This window comes from Acidocella aminolytica 101 = DSM 11237, assembly GCF_900129125.1.
GTDB classification, from domain to species: domain Bacteria; phylum Pseudomonadota; class Alphaproteobacteria; order Acetobacterales; family Acetobacteraceae; genus Acidocella; species Acidocella aminolytica.
Map to the genome: position 1 here is coordinate 1 of NZ_FQVJ01000023.1, position 21,985 is coordinate 21,985.

Below are 21,985 nucleotides of genomic sequence, written 5' to 3' on the forward strand. Positions count from 1 at the left end.
TGGGAAATTATGTTGACTGCCGGTTAGCCAGTTGGCGGGCCGGCTACCAATGACGGGCACTCCGCAACATAATACGCTAAGCAACATATTCCTGCTTATGTGTAACTGCACATAAGCAGGATGCCGCCGAGGGCACGCATGGCGATTTGCTGGATTTGATCCGGGAAAACTGCGGCCTGACGGATTTCCGCGACGTGGCCGAGGAGGCGCGGCGGTTTCTGGGGCTGGCAGGAGGTGATCATGCTGCCGCTCGCGAACGCTGCTGCCACCCTCTGGGCCAACTGCCCAGCTTACCGGATGCTCGTGCCGTCTCCGAGCCCCAGGCGGATGATGGCCGTGATCCCGCCCCTGATGCCGCCCAAGCCCAACGCGCTGGTAGGCGATTGTTCGGTATGGCGCAGCCACTCCCTGGTACGCTTGGCGAGACCTATTTGCACCGGCGCGGCATCTCGACAGCGGCACTTACCGGAATCGACGCCTTGCGGTTCCATCCGCGCTGTTTCCACCGTGCGACGCCGGAGGCACAGCCTGAACCTTGGCCAGCACTGATCGCAGCGGTTACGGACCTCGATGGCACCATCACCGGCATCCAGCGCACTTGGCTTGATCCAGACGGGTTTGATCCCCTCGATCGCATCCGGTTGGGTAAGGCGCCAGTGGCAACGCCACGCCGGGCGATGGGACTGCTGTTGGGCCATGCCGTGCGGTTTGGCATCACGGCAGGGCTGGACGGCGAACCGGTGAACGATCTGCTTGTGGCGGGCGAGGGCATCGAGACCATGTTATCGCTGCGCTGCTTGCTTCCCGCCATCCCGATGGCTGCCGCACTCTCGGCTGGGCATCTCGCCGCTCTTTTGCTCCCTGCCGGGCTGCGGCGGTTCTACATCGCCCGTGACGCCGATGCGGCCGGTGACCGCGCCGTGGCACGCTTGACCGAACGCGCAGGGGCCGCCGGGATCCAGGCGATCACGCTCTCGCCCTACCTTGGTGATTTCAACGATGACCTCCGCGAGCTTGGCGCATCTGAATTGCGGGCAAACCTGCGGGTGCAATTGGCGCCCGAGGACGCGCAACGCTTCTTGGTGTCCGGCTGAGACTTAGTCTGGCGGATGACGAGATAATGGCCCGCCAACGCCGGGATCATCGCACCCGTTGGGCACTTCATGCCCCTGCCTACCAGGAGGCCGCGCTGGCGGCCTTCCGAGAGGGCGCTCTGTGCCGGGGGCGGCGGCGGCCCGCAATGGCGGCGGGGTCGCTATTTTCCGCCGCCCCGGGGACTTATCAGCGGCGCTGGGCATGTTGAGTGATTCCGGGGCTTTGCAGCGCGAAGCAAAATAGCGGCCCCACCGCCATCCTCCGCTGACGCTCCGGCCCGCAAATCCAGCCCATGGCGTCACGGAGAGCCATGGCGGGTGCGGGCCGCCGCCGCCCCCGGCTGGGATCGCCATGGAAGGCCGCGATGGGCGCGGGCTTCCGGCAAACAGGAGCATCCCATGACCCGCGACTATGACGAGACCGGCTATGAGCCACCCCACGCCGCTTCACCGACCGCACATATCCTCAGCGAACTGCAACTCTATGGCTACCACCCCGGCCAGGAAGAGCCCGACCCACGGCCCTTGCCCGAAGCCCCGCTGATCGCCGGGGCGATCGCGGATATCTTCGACGCTTTCACCGCCACCCTGAGTGACACCCGCCTGGAGCCTGACCTCGAGGAATTGCTCTGGGCCACGGTCAATCTGTTCCACCGCGCCACCGGACGGATCGAACGGCAGCTCGACGATAACGAGCAGGCGCAAAAGCGCAGCCAGAAGGAGCAGGACGGCTCCGAGATCCGCTCAGTCGAGCTGGAACGGCTGACGGCGGAAGGGCAGACCTTACTGGAACGCCGGGATTGCCTGGAATTCTTCCGTGACCAGGCCGCCGAGCAGTTCGAGCGCCACACGCGCACCGCCTGGCGACCGCGCTCAGGCTCGATGGTTAACCACCGGGCATTGACCGCGTCCCTCATCGATAGCCGCGACTTTATCGCCGCCAAACGCCGGGCCGAGACCGAGCCGCTTCTGCCCTCCGGTACAAAAATCGCCTTCACTGGCGGGATGGAGTGCAATGATCACATTCTGATCTGGGACAAGCTGGACAAAGTGCACGCCAAGCACCCGGATATGGTGTTGTTGCACGGCGGCAGCCCGAAGGGAGCCGAGCGCATTGCCGCCGCCTGGGCGGATGCGCGCAAGGTCACGCAGATTGCCTACCGCCCGGACTGGACCCGGCACGCCAAGGCCGCCCCGTTCCGGCGCAATGACGCGATGCTGGAGGCATTGCCGATTGGCGTCATGGTATTCCCCGGCACTGGTATCCAGGACAATCTCGCCGACAAGGCCAAGAAACTCGGCATCCCGGTGTGGAGCTTTGGGAGTGGGGGCGCATAGTTCCCACAACGCTGAGGCGCCGCTTTAACCGGCAGCACCGCGCGCAGGCGGGCAGCACCCGCCTTTGCCGCCTTCGGCCTGGATGGGCGGGCATGGAATGCTGCCGAAGGAGCAAAAAACGCAGCAATCCCCCGGCTTTGGCCGCAACAGGGTGCCGCATCCCTTACATTCGTAAAAATACTGGCAGGCATTGGTCGGCATCGTTTCGGTCGCCTGGAAGCCGCAATGCGGGCAGGTGATGGCCGATTCCAAGATCACGGATGCCTCACGCATAGAGATAGCCGATCACCAGCAGCACCAGCCCGGCGATGAGGCCGATGGTTGTCAGGCCACGAGTCAGTGGCTTGGAACAGAGTGAGCCGGTTGCGCAAATACCAGCCGGCTGACGCCGCCACAGCAAGCCAGCCCCCGCGATGAGGCACAGCGCCGCCAGGGTGAGCAACAGCGGCCGGTGTGGTGCCGCGAGCAGCGCAACGCCCCCCAACCATGCCGTGCTGAACCCCGCCGTCGCCAACAGGAATGGAAGGCCGCAGCATGAGGCCACGCCAAACGCGGCGGCGAGGCCGCTCAGGGTCAACAACGCCGCGCTGGTGTCGCGCATGGGACGATTGGGCCGGGCTGGTCCGGTGGGGCTGGGTTCGGTTGGGTCTGGCGGCATGTCACGGGTTCCTTGCGGTGGGCGCCATCGCCTCGTAACATCTATAGTTACTACAGACTCAAGCCCTGAATTGAGGTGGCCGATGAACCGAGATGCCATGAGCCACGATGACATGCCGATTGGAGACTTCTCGCGCCGCACGGGCTGTGCGATCGAGACGATCCGGTTTTACGAAAAGATTTGCATTCTGCCGAAACCGCGCAGGCGTGGGCGGTACCGGCTATACCAGGCCGCCGACATTGGCCGCCTTGTCTTCGTTCGGCGCGCGCGGGAGCTGGGGTTTACCCTGGATGAGGTGCGTGAATTGCTGCGTCTGTCCGGTGCCGGAGCAGAAGCATGCGGGGAAGTGCGGGAACTCGCCGCCGCGCATTTGAACGATGTGCGGGCACGGATTGCCGATTTGAAGGCCATGGAGCGCGTGCTGGCGGATGCTGTAAAGCGTTGCGCTGCGGGTGCCGATGCGGCCTGCCCGCTGATCGAGACGCTTTCCGCGGTATGATGCTCGCGCCGGCATCACCAGGCGGAATTCATCGCGGTGTTTGTCCCGGTTTGTTTTCGGAGCGGGACGTAAAAGATATTCGCCTCGTGCGGTATTGTCGTGGATTGGCATAGTCAGGTGTGAATCTCGATTCATCGCTTGGACAGAATGATCGCTTGACGGCGAAACTCATGGCCATGTGCCGGCCGATCCGCTTGTCCATTGATGTGACGGCAGGATGGCCTCGGAGCAACCGGTTATACGCGGCATGATAACGCGGTGACGTCTGCAAGACAGGTTACGCTCATATGCCATGGGTGATACCACTTTGATGAAAGCCCCGAGTATCGCCAAATATCTCCTGAATGCGTGCCCCAAGCCGCGCCACGCGGCCTCTCCGTGGCTGATCTGACCGAAGGACGATCGCCTTCCTGCAATGGCGGCTTCCGGCTTTTTTCCCCGGCAGCGATGCTGCCTCCTCGCGGACGCTGCGCTCCAAAAAAGCCGGAAGCCGCCATCCTCCGCTGACGCTTCGGCCGAAGGCGGTGCAGGCCGACCGTGCCCCCGGTCAATTGATCGCCATCGAGGCTGCGATGGTCGCGGGCTCGAAACAGCAAAGGAGATTTGACATGGCTACCATCGGAACCTTCAAGAAAGCCGGCAATGAAATCCACGGCGAAATCGTAACCCTGAGCGTGCAGACGAAGAATGTGCGCATCGTGCCTGAAACCAACCGCAGCAATGACAACGCACCCAGCCATCGCGTGTACGTTTCAAGGGCTGAGATCGGGGCTGGATGGTCACGGCGCTCCGCCGAGGGACGCGATTATATCTCGGTCAAGCTGGATGATCCGAGCTTCAGCGCACCGATTTACGCCAACCTCTTCGACGATGAAGGTGGCGAGGGCTACAGCCTCATCTGGTCGCGCAGTCGCAAGCAAAACGGGGAGTAAGAACCACGATGAACCCTGCCCGGCGATGCCGGGCGGGGGGAGTGTTTTGAAAACTGGCGGGAGCTCAAAAAGCTCTTGATAAGAAGAACGCAGCTTTTTGAAAAAAGCTGCGCCAAAAACTTCTCGATTTAGGGGAGTAGCTTGGGCCGAACCCTGCCGGGCTGCGTTTTGATCGTCACACCGGATAAGCCGCCATCCCAGTGCCATGCGGCGATGATGGCTAAACTTCGATCCCACCCGCGAGAGAGGCGGTTGTGGCAAGGCTGCCACCATTTCCGGCGGCAGCCGTTCCTGCGGGCTTATCCTTCGAGGATGTCGCGTTTCTTTTGAAGATATTCCTCGCGGTTGATCTCGCCACGCGCATAGCGTTCATCGAGCGCATGTAGCCCCGCTGAATTTGCCCGGTTATGCGGCATTGGTTGTTGCGGCGGATGTGCCGTCCATGCGGACGCACGGAAGAGGAACACCAGAAGAGCGACAACGATAACCGCGCCAAAAATCATCATGATCCAACCGCCTCCACCATATCCCATCATGGGGCCGCCGCCCCAGCCGCCCATCATCCACGGCCCCGGGCCGTAACCAGTCCAGCCTGGGCCGGCAATAGCCGTTGGGGGCGCCGATGAATCCGCCAATGCCGCCGGCGTGGTTGCGCCCAGCGCCAAAACCGCCGCCACAATATTACGAAGAGTCGTTTTCATGAACTCGCTCTTTGTCTCTCGTGAAAAATTTACCAGCTTGGTTTCAGACATAGCGCACCTCCGTCATCATGCCGGCCGCCATGTGGTAGAGATTATGGCAATGAAACAGCCAGCGTCCGGGGTTATTGGCATCGAAGCCAATGCGCATCAGGGTCATTGGCGGCACCAATACGGTGTCGCGCACGGCGCCCGGGAGTGGGTGCCCATCGATGGCGAGAACCTGAAAATGATGCCCGTGCAGATGCATCGGATGCGCCATCATACTGTGGTTGAAGATGTCAAATGCCACGCGCTCGCCTTGCTTCACCTGCAAGGGATCGTGATTTTTCCAGGTCTTGCCATTGATCGTCCAATCGTACGCCGCCATGCTGCCGGCGAGTACCACCCGATGCACGCGGTCGATAGGCCGGCTCGTGAGTGGCGCCTGCGCCTGCAGATAAGCTTCCAGCGAGATGCCACAAGCCCCCGCCGCCGCGTTTGCCTGTGGGCTGATTTTCAGGATTTGTGCGGCGGGTGTGGCGAGGATAATGCCCGTGCGGGCGACATCGCCTTCACGCTGCGCGAGGATGGGATAGGCGCCATCACCGGCGGGCAGAGCCAAGAGCAGGTCCAGCCGCTGGCCCTGTGCCACGGGCATGGGGGCGGAGATGTCGAGCGGCTGCACCGCATCGCCATCCACGGCGATCAGCTGCGTGGCAACACCGCCGGTATCGATCCAGAAGGCGGTCGCGGTGGCGCCATTGATCAGCCGCAGACGCACGCGCCCCCCGCGTTCCACGCGCACGATCTGCGGATCGTCCAGCGTGCGTCCATTGGCGAGATAGGCGTCGAAATCGACGTCATTAAGGTCCGGGCCGTTGCCCATGGCCATGCCACCCATCATGCCCATGCCGCCTTGGGTGCTGCCAGAGGTGAGGCTCGCGAGAATCTCCATCGGGTCGCGGAAGGTGAAGTCATGCAGCAGCAACGTCACCTCCTGGGTGTCGGCACGTAAATCCTCCACGGTATGCACAATCAATGGCGCGGCCATGAGCTGCTGCTCTTGCAGGCCGAGATGCGAATGCATCCAATGCGTGCCGGGGCGGGGCGCGTAGTCATAATCCGCTGAAGCGCCATCGGCGATGGGTTGCTCGTAGCCGGTGGCGGTCACGCCATCCTGCGCAACCGGTGGCGTCTGGCCGTGCCAGTGGATGATCGTCGGTGCGCCGCAGGTGTTTTCCAGCGTCAGCGCAAAGCGCTCGCCCGGTGCCAGCCGCGCGCCATCGAGACCGTCATCGCCTGCAATGGCGAACATGGAAGCGGCTTTGCCGTTCACCTCGATCACGCGTTTGGTGGCACGCAGGCGGTGTGTTGGCGCCGCAAGGGCCGGGGCAGATGGTAGCCAGGCCAGCGCGCCCGTGGCAGCGCCCGCCGTCAAAATCTGGCGGCGTGAAAAAATTCCCGTCATTGTCGATAACCTTCAAAATGGTCTGATATTGTTCAAAGGGCAAAGCCCTGAAGATACGGCGGATGATCCCGCCAAAGGTTAGCCGATGCGGCGCGGCGGCGGCGCGGTGGGGCTGATTGTGCGGCCGGGCGGGAAGGATGCGGCGGATAGCGGATAGATGGCACTGACCGCCTGACCAATCGGCAGGTTTGCCGAACTCCTAGTGAAGATTCCCGCCATGCCCGTGCCGAATGTGCAATTTGCGCCCTGGTCCGGGCAGCAGGGGCAGGCAGGTGATGGCCCGGTTTGCGTGGGTGCGGCCAAGGGCGAAGTTGTGGTCATAACCTGCACACGCGGCACGGCCGGACAGGGCGCCGCCGCCCATCCAGGCAATAATCCAAGCGAGAACACCAGCATAAGCGCAAGGGGTAGCCGGGCAATGCCGCGCAGCTGCCGTTTATGCGCCTGCAGCCCCCTGCTGTGCCGCATCATCTGGTCATCCTGCCCAAGGTTTGCACCAACTCCTCCACCTTATGGCGTTGATCCACCGCATCGCCGGATGCGAAGGCATCGGCGACGCAATGGTTGAGGTGGTCACGTAGAATCTCTTCCTCAACCTTATGCAAAGCGGCGCGCATTGCACTGATCTGTGTCAAAAGATCGATGCAATAACGATCATCCTCGACCATGCGCAGCACGCCGCCAACCTGGCCTTCGACCCGCTTCAACCGCTGGGTTACTTTCCGCCGTGTCGTGTCATGCATGGTGTCAGGCCCTTGATACAATACCCATGCAGGGTATATTGCCATGGAGATAAGTCCGTTGGCAAACCATTCAAGGGCTTGCCCGGCCAGTAATGGAGCCAGTCTCATGTCTGAACATCAGCATCATGCCCATCACGCGGCCGCGCCTGCCCTGGGCGTGTTGAGGGATCCGGTCTGCGGCATGACCGTCGATCCCGCCTCATCCAAGCATCAGACCACGCATCAGGGGCGGGTTTTCCATTTCTGCTCGAATGGCTGCCGCGAGAAATTCATGGCGGATCCGGCGCGCTACATGGCGCCCGCCATGGAGCCGCCCCCAGCGCCCGGCGGCACCATCTATACCTGCCCGATGCACCCGCAAATCCGGCAAGACCATCCCGGGGCCTGCCCGCTCTGCGGCATGGCACTGGAACCATTGGCCCCAACTGCCGAGGCCGGGGAAGACCATGAATTGCAGGACATGAGGCGGCGTTTCTGGATGGCTTTGGCGCTGACCGTGCCGGTGGTGGTGCTGGCAATGGGCGGCCTCATTCCCGGTTTTGGTCCTGCATTAGACCGCGCGCTGCCGCATAGGCTCTCCGGCCTCATCCAACTCTTCCTGGCCACCCCGGTCGTATTATGGGCGGGTTCCGTGTTCTTCGTACGGGGCTGGCACTCGGTTTTGCGGCGCAGCCTGAACATGTTCACGCTCATCGCCATGGGCACGGGCACCGCCTATCTTTATAGCGTGCTGGCGGTTGTGCTGCCGGGTATCTTCCCGGCGGGTTTTCGTGCCGCCGATGGAACCGTGGCCACTTATTTCGAGGCCGCTGCCACGATCACCGTTCTGGTTTTGCTGGGCCAGATGCTGGAATTACGCGCCCGGGCGCAAACCGGGGGCGCCATCCGCGCCTTGCTCCGGCTGGCGCCCAAGACCACGCGGCGTTTGCGCGAGGATGGCGGCGAGGATGAAATTCAGGTCGAGCAAGTGGTAAAAGGCGACCGCCTGCGCATCCGCCCCGGCGAGGCCGTGCCGGTGGATGGCGTGGTGCTGGAAGGCAGCAGCCATCTCGATGAATCGATGGTGACGGGCGAGGCAATGCCCGTGGCCAAGGCCGCTGGCGCGACCCTCATTGGCGGCACAGTGAACGGCACCGGCGCTCTGGTGATGCAAGCCGAGAAAATCGGTGCCGAGACCATGCTGGCGCAAATCGTCGCCATGGTCAGCCAGGCGCAACGCTCCCGCGCGCCGATCCAGCGACTGGCCGATATCGTGGCGGGATATTTTGTCCCGGCCGTCATCGGCGTGGCGCTGCTGGCTTTCGTCGTTTGGGCCGTCTGGGGGCCGGCTCCATCGCTCAGCTATGGGCTGCTGGCGGCAGTGTCGGTGCTCATCATCGCCTGCCCCTGCGCGCTGGGCCTGGCGACGCCAATGTCCGTGCAGGTCGGCGTGGGGAAGGGGGCGGCGGCGGGCGTGCTGATCAAATCCGCCGAGGCGCTGGAGCGCATGGAAAAAATCGACACGCTGGTCGTGGACAAGACCGGCACGCTCACCGAGGGCAAGCCCCGCGTCACGCAAATTGTGCCGGCCCCGGGGTTCTACGAGGCGGATGTGTTGCGGCTGGCCGCCGGGCTGGAGCGCGGCAGCGAACACCCGCTGGCGGCGGCGATTGTGCGTGAAGCTGAGGCTCGCAAGCTGATGCTCTCATCGCCAAGGGAGTTTGCATCCACAACCGGCCAGGGCGTGGCGGGAATCATTGAGGGCCGGCATGTGCAAGCTGGCAACGCGGCGCTGCTGGCTGGAATGGATCTGAACGCGCTCATGCAACAAGCCGAGCAACTGCGCGCCAGCGGGGCCACGGCCTTGTTTGTGGCGGTGGATGGGCAACCAGCGGGCGTGATCGCCATTGCCGATCCGCTCAAAACCAGCACCAAGGCGGCGTTGGAAGCATTGCGGGCGGAGGGCGTGCGCATCGTCATGCTCACCGGCGATCACCGCCGCACCGCCGAGGCCATCGCCCGCCAGCTTGGCATTACCGATATCGAGGCCGAGGTTCTGCCGGAGCAGAAACATGCGGTCATTCAGCGTCTGCGCGGTGAAGGGCGCGTGGTGGCCATGGCGGGTGATGGGGTGAACGATGCCCCGGCCCTGGCCGCGGCGGATATCGGCATTGCCATGGGCACGGGCACGGATGTGGCAATGCAAAGCGCCGGCATCACGCTCGTAAAGGGCGATCTGGGCGGCATCGTGCGGGCCAGGCGCCTGAGCCGCGCGGTGATGCGCAACATCCGCCAGAATCTGGCCTTCGCCTTCATTTACAACGCCGCCGGTGTGCCCATTGCGGCTGGCGTGCTGTATCCGTGGTTCGGTATTCTGCTGAGCCCTGTCATCGGCGCCCTGGCAATGTCCCTCAGCTCAGTCTCGGTGGTCACCAATGCGCTGCGCCTGCGCCGGTTGCGGCTGTAGGGGAGGGAGTTCAGCGTACCATGGCGGCGATGCCATCAATCACGGCCTTCAGTTGCTCCCGCACTTTTTGCGCGACCTCTCCAAGAGCAGGATTATCGATTGCTTGCATCGAGGCCACGGGATCGACAGCCGAGATTTCGATCGTGCCATCGCCGCGGTCCTGCAATATCACATTGCACGGTAACATCGTGCCGATCTTATCCTCGGCTTGCAGCGCCTTGTAAGCCATTTGCGGATTGCAGGCGCCGAGAATGCGATAAGGCCGGAAATCGACGCCCAATTTTTCCTTCAGTGTCGTCTGCACATCAATGGATGTGAGTACGCCGAAACCATGCTGTTTCAGCATGGCCTTGGTGGCTTCAACTGCGTCCTCAAAAGGTCCGTTCATGGCCGTCGAGAAATGATAGGTCATTAGAGTTCTCCTTTCCGTCTCAATATGCATGTTGCGCGCCATCTGATTCCTGACTCGTATCTGGTGTTCAAGCTCCCCAAGGCTTTTCCTCGGCCGCGATTATGCTCAGGGCGGGCGGACAAACGGATCATGCACTTGCACGTCGAGCAGCGCAAAATGCCGCAGTTTGCGTGTCAGCCCGTGGCGTTGGGCGGTGGCGGCGATGATGATGTCGGCGAAGCCGTGGGCATGGCCCTGGCCTCGGGCGCGCTCTGATAGACCGCCGGGAGGCCGGTTGGTCGGCCAATTTGTATTGACGTTGTAGTTACATTATGCGATACCCAAAACCTGAAGCGGAGACTAGATATGGCCCAGTCCACCACTGTCGGCCCGGCACGCAAGGACGATGTCATTCAGATCCGGGCGACGGCTGAGACCAAGGCGATTTTGACCCGGGCGGCGTCGCTGCGAGGGCAGAAACTGTCGGAATTCATGCTGGAATCAGCCCGGCGTCAGGCTGAGGATACGATCCTCGATCAGCGTGTGTTCTATCTGTCGCCCAAGGCCCATGAGGCGTTTCTGGCGATGCTGGATGAACCGGCGCAAAGCGTGCCGGAATTGCGCGCGCTGTTGACCCGGCCTCCGGCCTGGGAGCGCTGATGGTAAAGCCCGGCGGGAAGCTGCCAGCCGGCGTCAAGCCGGTGAAGCTGCGGATATTGCCGCCGGAGCGTCTGACCGCCGCGCATGATGTTTCGGGATTCCAGAATGGCCAGCACCCCTCGCTGGATGAGTGGCTACGGGAGAGAGCTTTGGCCAGTGAGGGGCTGTCAGCCCGAACCTATGTGGTCTGCGCTGCTGAGGCGCCTAACGTTGTGGTGGGCTATTATGCGATCACCACGGCCATGGAGCAGCGGCTTTCCCTGCCCAGTGCCAAATTGCGACGGGGTATGCCAGAACAAATTCCGCTCATGTTGCTAGCCCGTTTGGCGGTGGAACAGCGCTACCATGGTGTTGGTCTGGGTACGGACCTGTTGGCGGATGCCCTCAAGCGCTGTCTGACCGTGTCCGAGGTGGCGGGGGTTAGGGCAGTGGTGACACATGCCATCGATGAATCCGCCATGGCTTTTTACGGGCGGCATGGCTTTGTGGCCTCGCCGTTGGGTGAGAAGGTGATGATGATGCCGATCGAAACGGTGCGGGCCTTGTTCGCTCGGCAACCATAAAGACCCGTGGCGTATAACGCACGGCTATTGCCCGGATGCAGTTGGGATTGCCGGTGACATCGGGTCGGTCCATACCGGCATGAAGCAGTAATGCCGCCCGTCGGCGTCCTGCTGCATGGATTTGCGGCAGGCGGCCATGGCAACGACGCCGTCATTATCCTGCATCAGTTGCCCCCAGGCGGTGGCCTCGGCCGGGCTGGCCTTCATGGCGACATTGATCAGATGGGTCGCAACCTCGCCCTGGAAGCGCCCGGCATTCAGCCCCGCGGCATAGGTGAAGATACAGGGCGCCACGCCGAGCGCGAGCACGATTGCCGACCAGATGCCGAGGGTTTTATATTTCACGATCTTGGCGTGCTGAACTGCGGCGTAACTCACCGTACTGGCGAGTTTTGGCGCCAACTGTTCCACGATGCCGGCCTGCTTGGTCTGTAATACCGCCTCGGCCTGCCGCACAGCCAGGTCAGTTTTCTGTATGGTTTCATGGTAGGCGCGGTCGAGCCGGTCGCTGGCGTCGTGGAAATAACGCACGGCCTGGTTATGCAGGCGCCATTGCAGACGCAGCGATGCGGACAGAATTTTGAGCAACGGCAGGGTCGGGTCGTTGGTCAGCCCGGCGACCGTGATAATGCGTTCCAACTCGGCCTGCATGCGGGCGATTTCCTGGCCGAGGATTTCGCTGTCTCGGCGTAAATCAAGCGTGCCCTCTGGCCCGGTCATGGTAGCCATGAGCGTATTCCGGCAAAATGATCATCCATCATGGCCAGCCAATTCTTGACCCGTGAGCGGTCGAATGGCCCAAGCGGCGTGTCGGCCCGACCGGTTTTGCCCGCGGCGGCATCGTGAAATTTCAGCCGACGGATTTCCACAGCTTGAGCGGCGAACAGCTTGGGCATGAACACCGGCACCGCGCCCGCGCCGATGGCGTGGCGGACCACGCTGTGGCGTAAAATCCGCGCGAAAGCTGTCTCTCGCGTCTCGCCGATATCCATCATGGCTTCGTTCAGGATGATGGCGGAGGCGGTTGGCTTGAAGCCCAGACCCTGCAAGGTGGCGAGTGGTGATAAATCCTCTTCCTGTGGGCCGACCGTATGGAACAGCACGACCGCGAAGCCCTGCGCCTCAAACAGCGCGACCAGATCGGGCAGCTCGACGGCGAGGCGGCGCAACGTAGTGTCGCCGCCGCCCAGATCGATCAGCGCCGATATTTTCTGGTTCAGGCTGTGCTGCAGTAATCGATCCAACCATTTGAGGGACATCGCGGGGTCGATGGCTTCCGGCGGGCGCGCCACCTTGTCGATATAGCGGGAGAAGGTGTCATTCGTGGTGTCCAGATCCGCCATCAGCAAAGGCGTGCCGTTCAGCAGGGTTTTTTCCGCCAGCCAGCGTATGCCGGTGGTTTTGCCCGTTTTGCCCCGCCCGACCCAGAAGATGATTTTGTGCCGCCCGCTTAAATCCATGCCTGTCAGGGGTGTCGGCCCGGGCGAAGACATTGCCTGACCGGCGGCGCAGACCAATTCCATCTCCGGGCCAGTATCTTCGTCCTGCCCAAAATTGAATATTGATGTTGTGATTGGGGAAGCAGATGTTCGGCCGGAAGTTGGATTTGGAAATCGCAGCAATTCTGGCGTGTTGTCTTTCTGTTCAGGCATTTTGGGCTCCTTTCAAAGAGGTCAATCAGCCTTGCTTATGACGGCGACTTTTTGCCGAGCAGGCGTTCCATGACTTCGTCATAAGTGGGGGCTGGCGGCCGGATGATCGGGGCGGCTTGCTCGTCAGCAGGTGGTGCGTCAGTTGCTAAACGTCTGACCTCCCAATCGATAAAACGTGCTGGCTGAAATTCTGGTTCGCCCGCAACATCCGATGGATATGGCTCGATAAATTGTGCGGATACTGGCGGAGCGGATGGCATCGGTGTTTGCGCCGCTAAACCCTGAGAAGACATTGTCTGGTTGCGGCGCCGATACCCTTTTAATGGCAGGCGTGCCCGATAGGCTTCGCTCTGCAGCCAATCCGCCGTCCATGGTTTGCCCGTGCGGTAGGTGATGCCTGCCAGTGTCATGGCGCGCGCGATTGCTGCCCATGACCAGCCGCTCTGCACCAACGCCAGCAGCATTTCAGCGTGCAGGCGCAACCAGGGGCGGATGACATCACCTGATGACCATAGCGCAAGAAACCTTGCCGCCAGGGCATTGATCTCATCATCGGAAGGGGTGCGCTTGAGGGCCATGTGGTGAACCGGCTTGGTGAAATCTAAACGCGTCACCCTGGCATTTTTGCTTCTGGTATTTCAACTTCCGAATCGGAATCTTGACAAAGCCAGATTTGGTTTCTCAGCCCAAAGCTGTGCTCATTCCTATGCTGCTTCCTAATCTCAATCCTGAGTGCAATCCTAACCTCATCTCTATGCTCAATCCTGATCTCTAATTTCGTCGGTCAGGTGTGGTATCGGATTACGTTTCTACGACAGACCAAGGAATGCTAGCGCATGCGGGTGCGGTAATATGATAGGGGTTAGGCAATACGATTTCACGGCCAATGTGCATTCTGCTCGTGTTCCTGTGACATTACCGATGTTTCAATTTACGCAACCATTCGTAACGCGGTAATGCAATTTCGCGTTGTCTCCGCTCGACCGGGAGGCTTGTTATGATAGCCGGTGACGATGATTGCTACGAAGAGATCGTAACGCAGATTGGAGCGGCGAATAGTCTCGCGCAAATGCAAGACGTGGCCGCCGGTATATGCAAAGCGTATCATCTCGCCAATATCGCGTATCACGCGGTTTATCTTCCAGGCGCTCAAATTTTCAACCCGATCCTGGTTCTGACTTATGAGCCGGAATGGATCGAACGTTATAAAAGCAATGACTACTTCAAAATTGATCCGGTGGTAGTGTCTGGCACCAAAGGCTTCCTGCCGCTGGACTGGACGCATCTTGACCGTGGCAACCACATTGCGCGTGATTTTTTCGCGGAAGCTGACCGGTTTGCTGTTGGCCGGCAAGGCATGACTTGGCCCGTTCGCGGGGCTGGGGGCGAGCGGGCATTATTCACAATTACCGCGAATATGTCGGTGCCTGAGTGGGAGGAGCGGCGGGTTTCGTATAAAAGAGAATTCCAGATGATCGCGCATTATATGCATGATCGGATTGTGGAGATTTCAGGCTATCGAGATGCAAAGCCAAAGCCATCTCTATCCCGGCGTGAGATCGCGTGCCTCGAATTGGCTGCCCAGGGTGCCACTCCCAAGCAAACTGGCGCTAAGCTCAAAATATCTGACCGTGCCGTGCGTTTGTTTTTAAGCTCCGCCTGCACCAAGCTCGACTGCGCCAATACGCAACAGGCAATTGGCAAAATGGTTTCACTTGAAATGCTACGCCCATAAACGGGGCAACAGATGGCATGGCTGTCTTATCATACAACGCGCTGATAAGCGGATAATTCCTCGCAATTTCTAAACGGAATATCGCTTGGTCATTCTCTATGACCCGGCGTGTTCGATGCTGTCTTGGCTTTAAAATAATACTCTTTCAGTCCGAATAAAATCGTCGATTGAAAGAGGGTTCGATAGGTGTGTCAAGATTCCGATTCGGAATCTTGTGGTCAGAAAAACTCCGCATCTAAAGTCGAATCGACGCCCCTAAGGCGGATGAGATTTTGTGCCGACAAAGCGTCAGGCCAACGACAATGATGACATTTCATTGAAGGAAAGCGGAATGGTAATGATCATTACTTTGAGCAATGCTGACCGGGCCGAGCGACCTGCTTTGTTCGATCAGATGTTTCAATCGCGCGCGGCGGTATTTCATGACCGTCTGGGCTGGGATGTGACGGTTGAGAATGGCCGCGAGATGGATTGGTATGATCGGCAAGCCGATCCGGTTTATCTGCTGGCTGTTGATGACGGGCAGCGCGTGCTCGGGTCCTTGCGACTGTTGGCGACAACCGGGCCGACCATGCTGCAAAGCGAGTTCAAGCATTTCTTTGATGACGATGTGGATGTCGCGGCACCCACCATCTGGGAATGCACGCGGTTTTGCGTGCCGCCAGTTGCGGACGGTGCAGCCCCGAATGTGAGCAATGTCTCCGCCGAACTGCTGATTGGCTTATGCGAGCTTTGTCTGAACTCCGGCATCGAATTTATACTTGGTGTGTACGAGACGCCGATGACCCGCCTTTATGCGCGGATCGGTTGGTGCCCGGAGAAGCTGGCGCAGGCGCGCCCGGAGATCGGCGACATTCAGGCTGGTATTTGGGAGGCCAACCCAGAGGTGCTTGCCACCATGCGTCGGCGTCTGTCCGCCCGGATCGGCGTGCGACAAATTGTGACCGCGTAGATGTCCGAGCAACGCGACAGGCTGACACGCGGTCCGTCCTTGGCTGTGGTGAGCTTTGTTGGGTTGACCAGCCTGATGGCATTTGCCGGCCCGCCCGCGCAAGCCACTTCCGCATCAGCTGTATCTGCCGCGAGGTTTTCCATTTTGGCAGGCCGCTGTGCGCCCGCCGTTCCAGAATGGGTGCTCGGTGCCGTCGCGCGTACAGAAAGCAATTTCCATCCCTGGCGGTTGCACGACAATACGGCGCGCGTCAGCAGCGATCCGCCCAGCCTGGAGGCGGCCGAGACCGAAGCGGCAGCGTGGATGGCCGCAGGTCATTCCGTCGATCTGGGGCTGATGCAGATCAACAGTGGCAATTTACCCGCGTTGGGGATGAATGTGAACGAAGCGCTAGACCCATGCGCTTCACTGGCGGCCGGCGCCGCGGTGCTACGGGCGGCTTATGGCGGCGGCCCGGTCAAGGCGGGGCAGCAGGCTGCTTTGCTGATGGCGCTCTCGGTTTACAACACCGGCTCGCCGCTCAAAGGCATCATGAATGGCTATGCGAGGACAGTGATGCGCAATGCCAGCGCGGTTCCTTTGTCGGCGCCTTTGCCACAAGCCCAACCAGATGCCACCCCGGATATGCCGCCCGCATGGAATGTTTCGGCCACCGGCAACTACACACAGGTCCATGGCGCACCATGGCTGGTGCCGCTGGGATTGGACATGGCCGGCAACAACACTGCCGCGGCAGCCGAGTCCGGTTCTCCACACCAAACGATGAGGTCGCCATGATGAACATGATCGCCCCGCTGCTTTTGGCGCAGGGGCAGAGATTGCGCATGACCAGTTTCTGGCCCGTGTTGGCCCGAGCGTGGCCCTTGGCGCTGCTGGTGGGAATGCTGGGCATTCCCACGCTCGCCTATGCCCAGACCGTCTCAGGCGGTGCCAGTCCACAGACCATGATCAATAATGTCTGCACCTTCATCCTGGGGCCGTTCGGCGAGACGATCGCCGTGCTCGGGATTATCGGCATCGGGTTTTTGTTCATGTTCGGCCGGGCCTCGCTTGGGGTGATCGCGGGCATTATCGGCGGCATCGTCATCATGTTCGGGGCCTCCTATCTGGGCCAGACCCTGACCGGGGGCGGTTGAGATGGAGCCCCTGGAGACCGATACGCTGTACCTCGCGGCAACGAGACCCGCGATGTTCATGGGCGTGCCGCTCAGTCTCGGGGCCATGCTGCTCATGCTGGCCGGGCTGATCGTGGTGGTGCTGAAGAACCCGCTTTATCTGGCAGTCATGGCGCCACTCTGGCTGGCGGCACGCGAGCTGGTGGCGCGCGATTATAACGCGGTTGGTGTTGTGCTGCTTTATTTGCGCACCGCAGGCCGCTCGGTTGATAGCAAGCGCTGGGGCGGGGCGTCGGTGTCGCCGGCGCCGGTTCGTGGCCATCGTAATGGCCATGGGCGGGGGATGCTCGATGTGGGGTGATGCCAGCCGCACCGAGCGCGCCGCCACGCAGTATCTGCCCTATATCGGGCATATCGGGCCGCAAACCCTGCTGCTGGAAAATGGCGCGCTGCTGGCAATGGCAAATGTGGAGGGTCAGGCGTTCGAACTGGCTGACCATGCAGCGCGTAACGCCCGGCTGCGGCTGCTCAACACTCTGTACCGCAATCTCGCCGATGATAACGTCACCCTCCATACGCATCTTATCCGCCATGAAGACGCGGGCGCGGTTCCCGCCCGCCGGTTCCGCTCGGGCTTTGCCCAGGCGTTGGATGAAACCTACAGGCGGAGCGCTCTGGATGGCCGGCTGTATCGGAATGATTATTTCGTCAGCCTGCTTGTTTCACCGCGCAGCCCGCTGGGCACGGGCATAGCCCGAAAATGGGCGCGGCGGGGGCGTAAAATACCGGAGACCTCGGAGGGGCTGGCGCGGGAGTTAGAGGATAAGTGGATCATTCTGGCGAATGGGCTGGAAGGGTTCAGAGTCCGGCGGCTGGGGGTGGTTGAGCGGGATGGTATTGCCTTCTCGGAAATAGCTGAGGCGCTGCGGTTGGTCGTCACCGCCCGGCCGCTACCCGTACCGATCATCTCCGGGCATCTGGGAGATTCGATCTACACTGACCGCGTGATTTGCGGGCGGCGCGGCATTGAAATCCGTGCCCCGGACAAAAGCCTGTTCGGGACCATTTTTTCCTTCCGCGAATACCCGGCCAAGACCAGGCCGGGGATGCTCAACACGCTGCTCTCGGTGCCGTTCCCCATCGTGTTGTCGCAATCCTTCGCCTTCGTCACCCGCGCCCAGGCGCAGGACCGGCTTTCCTTGAAATCCGCGCAGATGCTGGGCGCGCAGGATAAGGCGCTAAGCCAGATTGCCGGGCTGGATGAGGCGGCGGATGCCCTGGCATCCAACGAATTCGTCATGGGCGCGCACCACCTCTCGCTGGCGGTATATGGCACTTCGCTGGCCGAGGTGGAGGAGCGGGCGGGGCTGGCGCGCGGACGGTTGGCCGATGCCGGGGCGGTGGTGGTTGAGGAGCGGCTAGGGTTGGAGGCGGCTTTCTGGTCGCAACTGCCAGGTAATCTGGAATGGCGGACCCGGCCGGGGGCGATCAACTCACGCAATTTCGCCGGGCTTTCCAGCTTCGACAATTTCCCCGCCGGAGAAAAAGCCGGCCACTGGGGCGCTCCCATCGCGCGGTTCCGTACCGATGGCGGCACTGCTTATGATTACGTGCCGCATGTGGCCGATGTGGCGATGACGATCATCTTCGGACCCATCGGCTCCGGCAAGACCGCGCTGTTGATGTTTCTGCTCGCGATGTTCGAGCAGGCGATGGTGCCGCACGCTGACGCGGAGGGGCCGTCCCCACGGCCCAATGGGTCTGTGGTGTTTTTCGATAAGGACCGGGGCGGAGAATTGCTGGTCCGTGCCACGGCTGGGACATATCTCGAATTGCGGCGCGGCGAAGCCTCCGGCCTCGCACCCTTACGAGGCCTCAAGGATACCGAAGCGGATCGGGATTTTCTGCGGGGCTGGTTGATCGCGCTGGTGCAAAGCGACGGCAAAGGCGGTCTCGCCCCCGATGAAGAAAAGCGCCTGGAGCGCGCCATCGCCCGGCAGTTGAGTATGCCGGAGGAGTTGCGCTCGCTTGCGGGTCTGCGGGAGTTCCTCGGTCATACCGACCCGATGGGGCTTGGCCCCCGGCTTGAGAAATGGTGCCGAGGCAACGCCCTGGGCTGGGCGTTTGACGGCGAGCGGGATGACGTCAGTCTCGATGGCGCGATTACCGGCGTCGATATGACGCAATTGCTGGAGCATGACGAGGTCTGTGCGCCCGCCGGGGCTTATCTGCTCTACCGGGTGACGCAGATTCTCGATGGGCGGCGGGTGGTGCTGAGCATCGATGAATTCCGCTTCTATCTCAAGAACCCACAATTCGCCGCCGTGGTGGATAATCTGCTGCTGACCGTGCGCAAGAGCAATGGCGCGGTATTTCTGGCCTTACAGATGCCCGAGCATATTCTGGAAAGCCCGCTTGGGCCATCGATCGTGGCGCAATGCCAAACGAAAATCATGTTCCCGTCGCCGACGGCGGATCGAGCGGTCTATATTGATGGGCTCAAATGCACCGAAGGTGAGTATCGCGCCGTGCGCGAGTACATGGTGGTGGGCAAACGCCGGTTCCTGCTCAAACGCGAGAAAGCCAGTGTCATCTGCGAATTCGATTTGAGTGCGATGCGCGACTATGTCGCCATTCTCTCAGGTCGCGCTAATACTGTGCGCTTCGCGGAAAAACTGCGCCGGCGGCTGGGCGATGTTCCCGAGCAATGGCTGCCGGAATTTTTGCGTTCCTATCATGATGCCAAGGACTGACAGGAGGATCTTATGAGACCAGCATTGTTCGCGGCTGTGATATTGGGCGCCGGCGTGATGTTTGACCTGGGCGCGGCGCAGCAGGCCGTAGCACAGATGGCGGTGATCGATAGCGCCAATCTGGCACAGAATATTCGAACCGCGGCACAGGAGGTTCTTGCGGTTGAGCAGCTCAAGGCGCAACTTGCCCAGCTTGAGCAGACTTATCAGATGTTCACCAACCCCACCAATATTCTCGGTATGGCGGCGGGGATGGAAAATCAGTCCATTGAAAATCCGATGCCGGTGGCCAATGCGATGGCGGGATTGGTCGACGGCTCTACTTCGCCCACCGGTGCGGCGGCGAGTTATTATAACCAAAGCCATGTTTATTCGCCAACGGATGGCTCGATCGCGAGTGCGCAGCTGAATGCCAATGGTAATAGCATTGCTAATATCGAAGGCATGGCGGCAACGAATCTTGCTTCTATTCAGCAGCGCATGCAGGAATTGCCGAGTTTGGAATCGGATCTGAACGCGGCAAGTTCCATCACGCAGGTTGACGCGATCAACGGCCGTATCGCGGCGGAGAGCCAGTTCGTACAGGCGCAACAGGCGCAGGCGCAGAATCTTCAGGTGCTGGCCAGCGAGCAGGCGCAGTCTCAGCAACAGCAGCAACAAGAACAATATGATGAGGACCAGACCAATCTTGTAAGCGAATTGCAGGCTGATGCAGCCGCAAATGGAGGGCAATGATGTTTTACCCGTCCCGAATACAAATCATTGTTGCCGTTGTAGCGATAGCCGGTGTGAGTGGGTTGATCGGCGGCATCGAATATAGCGCACATCGCTCTGGCCGCTCGATATCCGGGCAAGGGCAGGTGTTCGAGCTCCCTCCAACCGCAATTGTGCATACAGCCAGCTGGTATGTCGCACATCCCGACATCGTCAAACAGGACGAGGCGCGGTGCGGCGATAATGCCGCTACGATATCTCAAGCCGCCTGTCAGAATGTCGAGTCGGCCGAGGAGCAATTGCTTGCCGTTCAAATGCGCAATGCCGCCGCTCAAAATAATGCATTGGCGAAATCAAACGCCATGAAAGTGCCATGAGGTAAAAATGGCCAGTACGGACAATTACGCGCCATTCTATACTTTTGATCAAATCATCCAGGCGCCGTTTACGAGCAGCTTGGAGACAACTGTCAATGCGGCGATGTCAGCGATCCAGGGGCCTTTAACCGCACTTGTGGTTCTGTGGATCATTGTAACAGGTATCTTGGTTATGCGGGGTGATGTCGCTGTTCGCCAAGGCGTCAGCCGGATTATAACGATTAGCCTGGTCACCGGGGTTTTGATGTCAACAACTCTCTATGACCAGTATGTCGTAACGTTCTTCACGGTGGGGTTGCCAAACTATTTGGCATCTACGTTTTTGGGCGTCACGGGTTCGGCACCGGCCGCGCATCAATTCGACGCTCTTTGGAATTCGGCGTCAGAGGTCTTTGCCATCGCTGAAAATCACATGAATTTTCTGAATGTGCTTTACTCCGTTCAGCTTGCGATCTTGCAAAGCCTGATGGTCTTCCCTATTGGTTTGGTCTTTTTGATCTACGAAGCAACAAGAATATTAACGGATGTTGTCGTTTGCTTGGGATCGTTTGTTCTTGCGGGTTACTTGTTCGGAGCTACAAGGGGTGTCGCCGACCGGTTTGTTGGAAAGCTTATAGGACTAACGCTTTTGACGTTGCTGGTCGACATCGTTTTAGCCATTATCATCAATGGCTTTATCACCTACGTGAACAGCACATTGGGTGATGTCGCAACGGCATCAAAACCAGAAGCAATTTTGATTTGCACACAGCTCGTTATCTTCCTGGCGATTGGCAGCTTGATAACCTGCTTCCTGCCAGGGATTGCCGCCTATATTGGCGGTGGAATCTCTGTAAGTCCCCTTGCCATGGCTGCTTCGGCAACGCAGGCGAGGCGTATCGTTCAGACGTCACGTAGTAAAGCAAATACGGGGTCGGTCAGATGAACGCAAACGCGCAGTTTGTTCCATATTTTGCTGAAAGCGCCAGTTGCTTTTTTTGGGGATGGATTTTGTGCCGGAAATTCATCTCTGCCAAACCGTTGCCTGGTGTTTTGCGCCTTGCTGGAAAATTCGTGAAATTGTGCTTGGTTCTTATCACTTTTGGCCTCCTCGCTGGTTGCTCCAATCCCGATCCGCTTGCTGTGGCGTCCGGGCCGCTCTTCGCGCTGAATGCGGGGCATTGGCAGCCAACGCCGCGTGATTTGGCGGCACCCCCAAAAGTCGCGGATCGGTAG

At 60.4% G+C, this 21,985-nt stretch carries 29 protein-coding genes; 17 read left to right on the plus strand and 12 right to left on the minus strand.

The genetic code is table 11. The features are described 5' to 3' along the window. Positions 1-155: 155 nt before the first annotated feature. A complete protein-coding gene (locus BUB54_RS19985; protein WP_342351563.1) occupies positions 156-1,094 on the plus strand; it encodes a DUF7146 domain-containing protein in 939 nt (312 codons plus the stop codon). Positions 1,095-1,281: 187 nt separating this feature from the next. On the opposite strand, the gene BUB54_RS21810 is transcribed toward BUB54_RS19985, so the two are convergent. Then, positions 1,282-1,407: a hypothetical protein gene (locus BUB54_RS21810; RefSeq protein WP_280521941.1), complete on the minus strand. Its 126-nt coding sequence runs from the start codon at positions 1,405-1,407 to the stop codon at positions 1,282-1,284. 86 nt (positions 1,408-1,493) lie between these two features. Here BUB54_RS21810 and BUB54_RS12405 point away from each other — a divergent pair, with 86 nt between their 5' ends. Then, positions 1,494-2,432 carry a DUF2493 domain-containing protein gene (locus BUB54_RS12405; protein ID WP_073211701.1) on the plus strand — a complete coding sequence of 313 codons (939 nt, stop codon included), beginning with the start codon at positions 1,494-1,496 and terminating at the stop codon, positions 2,430-2,432. Positions 2,433-2,456: 24 nt separating this feature from the next. Here BUB54_RS12405 and BUB54_RS21815 read toward each other — a convergent pair whose 3' ends face one another. Beyond that, positions 2,457-2,705 (minus strand): GDCCVxC domain-containing (seleno)protein, encoded by a 249-nt coding sequence (locus BUB54_RS21815; protein ID WP_048880600.1) that lies wholly within the window; start codon positions 2,703-2,705, stop codon positions 2,457-2,459. Then, entirely contained in the window at positions 2,698-3,090 is a 393-nt protein-coding gene (locus BUB54_RS12415) for a mercuric transporter MerT family protein (protein ID WP_082075816.1), read from the minus strand. The genes BUB54_RS21815 and BUB54_RS12415 overlap by 8 nt, the downstream gene beginning before the upstream one ends. 97 nt (positions 3,091-3,187) lie before the next feature. On the opposite strand from BUB54_RS12415, the gene BUB54_RS12420 reads away from it, so the two are divergent. Beyond that, positions 3,188-3,589: a MerR family transcriptional regulator gene (locus BUB54_RS12420; protein ID WP_048880602.1), complete on the plus strand. Its 402-nt coding sequence runs from the start codon at positions 3,188-3,190 to the stop codon at positions 3,587-3,589. A 608-nt stretch (positions 3,590-4,197) separates the two neighbouring features. Further along, complete coding sequence (locus BUB54_RS12425; protein ID WP_048879023.1) at positions 4,198-4,521, plus strand: DUF736 domain-containing protein; 324 nt, start codon at positions 4,198-4,200, stop codon at positions 4,519-4,521. A 299-nt stretch (positions 4,522-4,820) separates the two neighbouring features. Here BUB54_RS12425 and BUB54_RS12430 read toward each other — a convergent pair whose 3' ends face one another. From BUB54_RS12430 to BUB54_RS12445, 4 genes are all read right to left on the minus strand, one after another. Beyond that, positions 4,821-5,222, minus strand: coding sequence for an SHOCT domain-containing protein (locus BUB54_RS12430; RefSeq protein WP_175556508.1), 402 nt, complete (start codon positions 5,220-5,222; stop codon positions 4,821-4,823). A 43-nt stretch (positions 5,223-5,265) separates the two neighbouring features. Next, complete coding sequence (locus tag BUB54_RS12435; RefSeq protein WP_048879022.1) at positions 5,266-6,669, minus strand: multicopper oxidase family protein; 1,404 nt, start codon at positions 6,667-6,669, stop codon at positions 5,266-5,268. A 78-nt stretch (positions 6,670-6,747) separates the two neighbouring features. Next, on the minus strand, positions 6,748-7,140 hold the full coding sequence (locus BUB54_RS12440) for a hypothetical protein (protein WP_048879021.1): 393 nt from the start codon (positions 7,138-7,140) through the stop codon (positions 6,748-6,750). Further along, positions 7,137-7,412 carry a metal-sensitive transcriptional regulator gene (locus tag BUB54_RS12445; RefSeq protein WP_048879030.1) on the minus strand — a complete coding sequence of 92 codons (276 nt, stop codon included), beginning with the start codon at positions 7,410-7,412 and terminating at the stop codon, positions 7,137-7,139. Before BUB54_RS12445 ends, BUB54_RS12440 begins: the two co-directional genes overlap by 4 nt. Before the next feature lie 106 nt (positions 7,413-7,518). Here BUB54_RS12445 and BUB54_RS12450 point away from each other — a divergent pair, with 106 nt between their 5' ends. Continuing rightward, positions 7,519-9,858, plus strand: coding sequence for a heavy metal translocating P-type ATPase (locus tag BUB54_RS12450; RefSeq protein WP_048879020.1), 2,340 nt, complete (start codon positions 7,519-7,521; stop codon positions 9,856-9,858). Between the two features lie 10 nt (positions 9,859-9,868). On the opposite strand, the gene BUB54_RS12455 is transcribed toward BUB54_RS12450, so the two are convergent. After that, the gene (locus BUB54_RS12455) at positions 9,869-10,312 is read right to left on the minus strand and encodes a DUF302 domain-containing protein (RefSeq protein WP_244890780.1); all 444 of its coding nucleotides are present in this window, start codon (positions 10,310-10,312) and stop codon (positions 9,869-9,871) included. 303 nt (positions 10,313-10,615) lie between these two features. Between BUB54_RS12455 and BUB54_RS12465 the strand changes: the two genes are divergently transcribed. Together BUB54_RS12465 and BUB54_RS12470 are read left to right on the plus strand one after the other, a co-directional pair. Beyond that, a complete protein-coding gene (locus BUB54_RS12465) occupies positions 10,616-10,909 on the plus strand; it encodes a type II toxin-antitoxin system TacA family antitoxin (protein ID WP_048879017.1) in 294 nt (97 codons plus the stop codon). After that, positions 10,909-11,472 carry a GNAT family N-acetyltransferase gene (locus BUB54_RS12470; protein WP_048879016.1) on the plus strand — a complete coding sequence of 188 codons (564 nt, stop codon included), beginning with the start codon at positions 10,909-10,911 and terminating at the stop codon, positions 11,470-11,472. Before BUB54_RS12465 ends, BUB54_RS12470 begins: the two co-directional genes overlap by 1 nt. Positions 11,473-11,496: 24 nt before the next feature. Here the strand turns inward: BUB54_RS12470 and BUB54_RS12475 are convergent, their stop codons facing one another. The 3 genes from BUB54_RS12475 to BUB54_RS12485 are packed head-to-tail and all read right to left on the minus strand — an operon-like array spanning position 11,497 to position 13,738. Beyond that, on the minus strand, positions 11,497-12,201 hold the full coding sequence (locus BUB54_RS12475) for a hypothetical protein (protein ID WP_048879015.1): 705 nt from the start codon (positions 12,199-12,201) through the stop codon (positions 11,497-11,499). Next, positions 12,189-13,124 (minus strand): P-loop NTPase family protein, encoded by a 936-nt coding sequence (locus BUB54_RS19995; RefSeq protein WP_052948364.1) that lies wholly within the window; start codon positions 13,122-13,124, stop codon positions 12,189-12,191. The genes BUB54_RS12475 and BUB54_RS19995 overlap by 13 nt, the downstream gene beginning before the upstream one ends. 35 nt (positions 13,125-13,159) lie before the next feature. After that, entirely contained in the window at positions 13,160-13,738 is a 579-nt protein-coding gene (locus BUB54_RS12485) for a hypothetical protein (protein ID WP_073211704.1), read from the minus strand. A 383-nt stretch (positions 13,739-14,121) separates the two neighbouring features. Between BUB54_RS12485 and BUB54_RS12490 the strand changes: the two genes are divergently transcribed. The 9 genes from BUB54_RS12490 (at position 14,122) to BUB54_RS12530 (ending at position 21,695) form a co-directional block, all read left to right on the plus strand. Beyond that, on the plus strand, positions 14,122-14,859 hold the full coding sequence (locus BUB54_RS12490; protein WP_048879013.1) for a LuxR family transcriptional regulator: 738 nt from the start codon (positions 14,122-14,124) through the stop codon (positions 14,857-14,859). 337 nt (positions 14,860-15,196) lie between these two features. After that, on the plus strand, positions 15,197-15,811 hold the full coding sequence (locus BUB54_RS12495; protein ID WP_052948365.1) for an acyl-homoserine-lactone synthase: 615 nt from the start codon (positions 15,197-15,199) through the stop codon (positions 15,809-15,811). Next, the gene (locus tag BUB54_RS12500) at positions 15,812-16,588 is read left to right on the plus strand and encodes a transglycosylase SLT domain-containing protein (RefSeq protein ID WP_048879012.1); all 777 of its coding nucleotides are present in this window, start codon (positions 15,812-15,814) and stop codon (positions 16,586-16,588) included. It begins immediately after the preceding gene. After that, the gene (gene virB2 / locus BUB54_RS12505; RefSeq protein ID WP_048879011.1) at positions 16,585-16,947 is read left to right on the plus strand and encodes a pilin major subunit VirB2; all 363 of its coding nucleotides are present in this window, start codon (positions 16,585-16,587) and stop codon (positions 16,945-16,947) included. The genes BUB54_RS12500 and virB2 overlap by 4 nt, the downstream gene beginning before the upstream one ends. Position 16,948: 1 nt before the next feature. Next, a complete protein-coding gene (locus BUB54_RS12510) occupies positions 16,949-17,287 on the plus strand; it encodes a type IV secretion system protein VirB3 (RefSeq protein WP_048879010.1) in 339 nt (112 codons plus the stop codon). After that, positions 17,241-19,679, plus strand: a complete 2,439-nt coding sequence (locus tag BUB54_RS12515; RefSeq protein WP_277813457.1) for a VirB4 family type IV secretion/conjugal transfer ATPase — start codon at positions 17,241-17,243, stop codon at positions 19,677-19,679. Before BUB54_RS12510 ends, BUB54_RS12515 begins: the two co-directional genes overlap by 47 nt. Before the next feature lie 96 nt (positions 19,680-19,775). After that, positions 19,776-20,414: a type IV secretion system protein gene (locus BUB54_RS12520; protein WP_158320112.1), complete on the plus strand. Its 639-nt coding sequence runs from the start codon at positions 19,776-19,778 to the stop codon at positions 20,412-20,414. Then, positions 20,411-20,770, plus strand: coding sequence for a hypothetical protein (locus tag BUB54_RS12525; protein WP_139284893.1), 360 nt, complete (start codon positions 20,411-20,413; stop codon positions 20,768-20,770). Before BUB54_RS12520 ends, BUB54_RS12525 begins: the two co-directional genes overlap by 4 nt. Positions 20,771-20,777: 7 nt before the next feature. Next, positions 20,778-21,695 carry a type IV secretion system protein gene (locus BUB54_RS12530; protein ID WP_048879006.1) on the plus strand — a complete coding sequence of 306 codons (918 nt, stop codon included), beginning with the start codon at positions 20,778-20,780 and terminating at the stop codon, positions 21,693-21,695. Here BUB54_RS12530 and BUB54_RS21525 read toward each other — a convergent pair. After that, positions 21,653-21,931, minus strand: coding sequence for a hypothetical protein (locus tag BUB54_RS21525; RefSeq protein ID WP_241869383.1), 279 nt, complete (start codon positions 21,929-21,931; stop codon positions 21,653-21,655). The genes BUB54_RS12530 and BUB54_RS21525 overlap by 43 nt on opposite strands. Here BUB54_RS21525 and BUB54_RS22095 point away from each other — a divergent pair. Then, positions 21,893-21,985 (plus strand): type IV secretion system lipoprotein VirB7, encoded by a 93-nt coding sequence (locus BUB54_RS22095; protein ID WP_373318357.1) that lies wholly within the window; start codon positions 21,893-21,895, stop codon positions 21,983-21,985. The two genes, BUB54_RS21525 and BUB54_RS22095, sit on opposite strands and share 39 nt — an antisense overlap.

Bases quoted from the DNA above. Each gene is read 5' to 3' on its own strand.
- BUB54_RS21810 (WP_280521941.1), bottom strand. From the start codon at position 1,407: ATGGCTCTCCGTGACGCCATGGGCTGGATTTGCGGGCCGGAGCGTCAG.
- BUB54_RS12405 (WP_073211701.1), top strand. From the start codon at position 1,494: ATGACCCGCGACTATGACGAGACCGGCTATGAGCCACCCCACGCCGCT.
- BUB54_RS21815 (WP_048880600.1), bottom strand. From the start codon at position 2,705: ATGCGTGAGGCATCCGTGATCTTGGAATCGGCCATCACCTGCCCGCAT.
- BUB54_RS12415 (WP_082075816.1), bottom strand. From the start codon at position 3,090: ATGCCGCCAGACCCAACCGAACCCAGCCCCACCGGACCAGCCCGGCCC.
- BUB54_RS12420 (WP_048880602.1), top strand. From the start codon at position 3,188: ATGAGCCACGATGACATGCCGATTGGAGACTTCTCGCGCCGCACGGGC.
- BUB54_RS12425 (WP_048879023.1), top strand. From the start codon at position 4,198: ATGGCTACCATCGGAACCTTCAAGAAAGCCGGCAATGAAATCCACGGC.
- BUB54_RS12430 (WP_175556508.1), bottom strand. From the start codon at position 5,222: ATGAAAACGACTCTTCGTAATATTGTGGCGGCGGTTTTGGCGCTGGGC.
- BUB54_RS12435 (WP_048879022.1), bottom strand. From the start codon at position 6,669: ATGACGGGAATTTTTTCACGCCGCCAGATTTTGACGGCGGGCGCTGCC.
- BUB54_RS12440 (WP_048879021.1), bottom strand. From the start codon at position 7,140: ATGATGCGGCACAGCAGGGGGCTGCAGGCGCATAAACGGCAGCTGCGC.
- BUB54_RS12445 (WP_048879030.1), bottom strand. From the start codon at position 7,412: ATGCATGACACGACACGGCGGAAAGTAACCCAGCGGTTGAAGCGGGTC.
- BUB54_RS12450 (WP_048879020.1), top strand. From the start codon at position 7,519: ATGTCTGAACATCAGCATCATGCCCATCACGCGGCCGCGCCTGCCCTG.
- BUB54_RS12455 (WP_244890780.1), bottom strand. From the start codon at position 10,312: ATGGCGCGCAACATGCATATTGAGACGGAAAGGAGAACTCTAATGACC.
- BUB54_RS12465 (WP_048879017.1), top strand. From the start codon at position 10,616: ATGGCCCAGTCCACCACTGTCGGCCCGGCACGCAAGGACGATGTCATT.
- BUB54_RS12470 (WP_048879016.1), top strand. From the start codon at position 10,909: ATGGTAAAGCCCGGCGGGAAGCTGCCAGCCGGCGTCAAGCCGGTGAAG.
- BUB54_RS12475 (WP_048879015.1), bottom strand. From the start codon at position 12,201: ATGGCTACCATGACCGGGCCAGAGGGCACGCTTGATTTACGCCGAGAC.
- BUB54_RS19995 (WP_052948364.1), bottom strand. From the start codon at position 13,124: ATGCCTGAACAGAAAGACAACACGCCAGAATTGCTGCGATTTCCAAAT.
- BUB54_RS12490 (WP_048879013.1), top strand. From the start codon at position 14,122: ATGATAGCCGGTGACGATGATTGCTACGAAGAGATCGTAACGCAGATT.
- BUB54_RS12495 (WP_052948365.1), top strand. From the start codon at position 15,197: ATGATCATTACTTTGAGCAATGCTGACCGGGCCGAGCGACCTGCTTTG.
- BUB54_RS12500 (WP_048879012.1), top strand. From the start codon at position 15,812: ATGTCCGAGCAACGCGACAGGCTGACACGCGGTCCGTCCTTGGCTGTG.
- virB2 (WP_048879011.1), top strand. From the start codon at position 16,585: ATGATGAACATGATCGCCCCGCTGCTTTTGGCGCAGGGGCAGAGATTG.
- BUB54_RS12510 (WP_048879010.1), top strand. From the start codon at position 16,949: ATGGAGCCCCTGGAGACCGATACGCTGTACCTCGCGGCAACGAGACCC.
- BUB54_RS12520 (WP_158320112.1), top strand. From the start codon at position 19,776: ATGGCGGTGATCGATAGCGCCAATCTGGCACAGAATATTCGAACCGCG.
- BUB54_RS12525 (WP_139284893.1), top strand. From the start codon at position 20,411: ATGATGTTTTACCCGTCCCGAATACAAATCATTGTTGCCGTTGTAGCG.
- BUB54_RS12530 (WP_048879006.1), top strand. From the start codon at position 20,778: ATGGCCAGTACGGACAATTACGCGCCATTCTATACTTTTGATCAAATC.
- BUB54_RS21525 (WP_241869383.1), bottom strand. From the start codon at position 21,931: ATGCCCCGCATTCAGCGCGAAGAGCGGCCCGGACGCCACAGCAAGCGG.